At 68.4% G+C, this 4,855-nt stretch carries 4 protein-coding genes; all 4 read right to left on the reverse strand.

What is annotated here, in order from left to right; translation table 11 throughout:
* A partial coding sequence (locus ALI22I_RS00060; protein ID WP_202970481.1) for a hypothetical protein occupies positions 1-224 on the reverse strand: 224 nt, incomplete at its 3' end.
* 94 nt (positions 225-318) lie between these two features.
* Positions 319-1,746 (reverse strand): glycoside hydrolase family 43 protein, encoded by a 1,428-nt coding sequence (locus tag ALI22I_RS00065; RefSeq protein WP_077003549.1) that lies wholly within the window; start codon positions 1,744-1,746, stop codon positions 319-321.
* 101 nt (positions 1,747-1,847) lie between these two features.
* Positions 1,848-3,284, reverse strand: a complete 1,437-nt coding sequence (locus tag ALI22I_RS00070) for a glycoside hydrolase family 43 protein (protein WP_077003548.1) — start codon at positions 3,282-3,284, stop codon at positions 1,848-1,850.
* 167 nt (positions 3,285-3,451) lie between these two features.
* Positions 3,452-4,855: RICIN domain-containing protein (locus ALI22I_RS54355; protein ID WP_179118012.1), on the reverse strand; the 1,404-nt coding region annotated here is incomplete at its 5' end.

Genomic DNA, 4,855 nt, shown 5'->3' on the forward strand with positions numbered 1-4,855 from the left:
TTGAAGGCCGGGCCCTTCAGCAGGCTGAACGCCGTCGCGTCGACCGAGTCGTACACGTGCACGGTGTTCTCAGACGCGTAGGTGAACGCCGTCATCGTGTACCGGGCCGTTGTGCCTGTGGGCGGAACCGCGGCCAGCGCCGGGGCCGCCACGCCGGACAGCGCGGGGACCGCCAGACCGGCGAGGCCGGCTTTGAACAGGGTACGACGCTCGATCCGAGACATGGGTATCTCCTGGGGGGAATGGGAATCGGCCCTGAGGCGATGGACCGCCGAGGCGGCGGTCGCGTGTGGTGGGCGTCACGGCATCCCGGTCAGGTCAGCTCGTCACGCGGAAGGTGGCGTCGCTGCGGGCCGTCGACGTGGCGATCGGGTCGAGCCGCAGCTGGTAGGCGTAGTGGCGGAGGTAGCGGTCGGGGTGGTTGTAGGACTGGAACGACGACCAGGTCGAGTCGGCGAGCCCGGCGACCTGCCGGAAGGTGGCGTCGGCGGCGAACTGGGTGGTGCCGTCGTTGTAGGCCAGCCGGAAGTCGTAGTTGGCGTGCCGCAGGAAGTAGCCGGGCATGTTGACCGACTCGAAGGAGACGGTGCCGGTGCCCGCCAGGCCGGGCCGCAGCCGGAACTGGGCGTCCTCGGCGGGGGTGACGTCCGGGTCGATGCGCACGTCGAGGTTGGTGTGCCGCACGTACCGGTCCTGGAAGTTGTACGACTGGAGCCGCTTGGCCGGGGTGTTGGGCCAGCGTGCGAGCACGCGGCTCTCCTCGGCGGCCGTGAGGGTCGTGATCGCGCCGTGGCGCTTCGGGGTGCCGCCCATGTCGTAGCTGGTCGCCGGCTGAAGCCGGTAGGTGCCTACGTCGAACGGGTTGGTCGTCAGGATCGGCCGGTATTCGCGTACGCCGTTGGAGTTGAGATGGTCGATGTAGAGCGCCCACTCGTCGCGGTCTCGGAACTTCATCCAGACCGGGCCTTCGACCACGTGGCCGGTGAGGCCGATGCTGGAGAGGGTGCCGAGGGTGGTCCACGTCCCCAGGATCGAGTTGCTGCCCTCGACCGTGTTCTGGTTGTCACCGGAGACCCGCACGTAGCGGTAGGGGCCGACACCGGCGGGCACCTCGGTCATCTGGGTGTCGACGATCGGCGTGGTGCCGGGAGGGTCGATCCAGATCTGAGGGGTGGTGATGGTGCGGAAGTCCTTGGTGCGGGCGTAGTAGATGCGGTACTTGAATACGCCGTTCACGGTGGCGTTCGTCGCCCAGTACAGGACGTAGTCGTTGGTCTCCGGGTTCCACATCGCCTCCGGCGCCCACGCGTTGCGCCCACCGGGGATCGCGCCGGCAACGTTGATCAGCCACGGCTGTGACCAGGTGACCAGGTCCGTCGACTCCCACACCACGAAGCTGGGGCTGCCGTTGGTGTACGTCGAGCCGCAGCGGATGCACAGGTCGGTCGCGATGATCCAGTACCGGCTCCCGTCGGGAGAGCGCACCAGCGCGGGGTCACGCACCCCCTTCGTGCCGATCGGGGAGTGCAGGACCGGCGCTCCGCCGTTGAGGTCGTTCCAGCGCAGGCCGTCCGCGCTGTGCGCGAGGTACAACCTCTGACCGGTCGCGGAATCGCCGGTGAAGTGCACCATCAGGTAGCCGGGATCGGCGGCGGCGGCCCGCTGTGGTGTGGTCAGGGCTTGGCCTGCGAGGAGGAGGCATACGGCGAGCACTATCGCCGACAGCCGGGCGTGAAGCGCGGACATGGACATCTCCTGTCGTTCTGCCGGTGCCATCAGGCCGAAGGCGGAAAGCGGTGGCGGGGAAGCCCGGTCTCGATGGGCGGTACGAGGCCGTCCCGGTCGGGTCAACTGGTCACGCGGAAAGTGGCGTCGCTGCGTCCGGTCGCGGTGGTGATCGGGTCGAGCCGCAACTGGTAGGCGTAGTGGCGGAGGTAGCGGTCGGGGTAGTTGTACGACTGGAAGGACGACCAGGACGACGAGGCGAGCCCGGCGACTTGTCGGAAGGTGGTGTCCGCCTTGAAGGTCGCGGTGCCGTCGTCGGGTGCGAGGACGAAGTCGAAGTTGCGGTGCCGCAGGTAGTAGCCGGGGTAGTTGACCGACTGGAACGACACCGTGTCCGTGCCCGCCAGGCCCGGCACAACGCGGAAGTGCGCGTCCTGGGCGGGGCTGACGTTCGGGTCGATGCGCACGTCGAAGTTGGCGTGGCGGACGTACCGGTCCTGGAAGTTGAAGGACTGGATGCGGTTGACCGGCGTGGTCGTGCCCCACTTGGCCAGCACCCGGCTCTCCTCCACGGCGGTCAGGTTGAGGACGGAGCCGTGGCGCTTGTGCGCGGTGCCTAGGCTGTAGTCGGAGAGCCTCCGGAAGTTCTGGGTGCTGCTCAGATCGGCGGAGGTGACGGGCAGGTAGCCCTCGCCGCCGGCGTTGTCCAGCCACAGTGCCCATTCGTCGCGGCCGTTGAACTGCATCCACATGGGACCTTCGACCTGACCAGCGGTGAGGCCCATGTGGGACAGGTTGCCGATGGTGGTCCAGGAGCCGAGGATCGAGTTGCTGCCTTCGACGGTGATCTGGCCGTCCTTGGATGCCCGGTAGTAGCGGAAGCCGCCGACGCTGGTGGGCGACCCGACGATCTGGGTGTCGATGATGTGCTGCGTGCCCGGCCGCTCGATGTAGACCTGCGGTGCGGTGAGCGTGCGGAAGTCCCTGGTGCGCACGTAGTGGATGCGGTGCTTCCGTACGCCGTTGAGGGTCGCGTTGGTCGCCCAGTAGAGGACGTAGTCGCCGGAGACCGGGTCGTGGATCGCTTCGGGTGCCCAGGCATCGCCCGCGGTCGGGATGCCGCCCGCGACGTCCAGCAGTCGTGGAGCGGACCAGTTGACCAGGTCGGTGGACTCCCACACGACGAGCGAGGTGCTGCCGTTGTTGGACGCGTCGCTCCACGACCTGCCGCTGCCGGACATGCGCAGGTCCGTGGCGATGATCCAGTACCGGTCACCGGCGGGCGAGCGCACCAGCGCGGGGTCGCGCACCCCGCGCTCGCCGACGGTGGACAGCAGCACGGGCGCGCCGTTGTTCAGCTCGGTCCAGTGCAGGCCGTCGCGGCTGTGGGTGAAGTAGATCTGCTCGCCGATCGCGTGCTCGCCGGTGAAGTGCGCCATGAGGTAGCCGGTGAACGGCTCCAGCGCCTCGGCCCGGCGGTCGGTCGTGGCCGACAAAGAGGTGAACAGCAGGGCCACGGCGGCGACCAGCGCGCCGACCCTCGTCAATGCTCGTGACACGGATGGTCTCCCTTGATCACAGGGTGGGGACGATCAGTGCGGGTAATCCCCGTCACTCGGGGGATGAGGTTTCGACAGGCACGGGCCGATGCCCGCGACGCCACGATGGACGTCGCGGGCACCTGATGATCGGCTAACGGTTTCTTCGGCTACACGGTTCTGCGGGATCAGATGAAGCGCCAGAGGTGGTCGTTGGTGCCGTTGTCATCCCAGATGACCACCTGCGCGCCCCGCGCGGTGGACGCGCCGTTGACACCGAGCACCCGGCCGCCGTTGGCGCACTGGATGCGGAAGTAGCCACTGGAGCCGTAGCGCAGCCGCCACTTGTGGTCCGCCGTACCGTCGTCGGCCCACTGCACGACGCGGGCGCCGTTGCCGGTGGCCCCGCCTTCGACGCCGAGGACCTTGCCGCTGTTGGAGTTGCGCAGGCGGAAGTAGCCGTCCGGGTCGAGCAGCGCGGTCCACAAGTGGTCCGCGGTACCGTTGTCGTCCCACTGGATCACCAGGCCGCCGTCCGCCGTGGACATGTTCTGCACGCCGAGGAGGAGGCCGCTGCGCAGGTTCTGGATGCGTCGCGTGCCGGTGGGCACGAACCGCCAGTTGTTGTCCGCGCTGCCGTTGTCCGGGTCCTGGACCGCCTGCGCGCCCTGCGCGGTGGAACCGTTGAGGATGCCCAGCATCTTGGAGCTGTTGTCGTTGCGGATCTTGTGGGTGCCGTCGCCGTTGTCGAGGATCGTCCAGCGGTGGTCGGCGGTGCCGTTGTCCGCCCACTGCAGCACGCGGGCGTTGTCCGCGGTGGACATCTTGTCCACGCCCAGGACCTTGTTGCTGTTGAGGTTGCGCAGCCGGACCGAGGTGCCGTCGGGAACCAGTTGCCAGTTGTGGTCGGCGGTCCCGGTGTCGCCCCACTGCAACGCCAGTCCGCCGTCGGCGGTGGACATGTTCTGGATGCCGAGCACCATGCCGCTGGCGGCGTTGAACAGCCGGTAGCCCGCGTTCGAGCTGCTGCTCGTGTTCCAGTACACCGTGTAGTTGTGGCCGTGGGCGTTGTAGAACGGGCCGAGGTTGACGGTGGCGCCGTCGGCGGTCGCGGTGAACGCCAGCGCCGAAGTGGTGGTGCGGGCGACGGAGGCGGGTTCGAGGGCAGGGAGCGTGCTGAACGCCGTGTCGCCGTAGTTCCCGGACAGCACTACCGGGCCGTAGGTCACCGCGGCGACGTTGGGGTTGTCGTTGGCGGCCTGGAGGACGAGCCGCATCGGCAGCCGCACCGTGACGGTGTCGCCCGAGGCCCACGTCCGGGTCAGGCTCGCGTAGGTGCCCGGCGACGTGGCGATGTTCTGGGCGGTGCCGTTGACGCTGACCGTGGCCCCGCTGGTCCAGGAGGGGATGCGCAGCCGCATGGTCCACGACCCGCCCGCGCTGCCGGTGACGGTCAGCGTGGAGGTGTCACTGACCGGGAAGCCGGTGGTCTGGGTGACGGTGATGTTCCGCTCCGACCACGTGAGCACCGACGGCGTGTACAGGTTCACGGTCAGCGTGGTGCCGTTGTGGAAGTAGATCGAGTCGGCCAG

This window comes from Saccharothrix sp. ALI-22-I (assembly GCF_001984175.1).
In the GTDB taxonomy this organism is placed as follows: domain Bacteria; phylum Actinomycetota; class Actinomycetes; order Mycobacteriales; family Pseudonocardiaceae; genus Actinosynnema.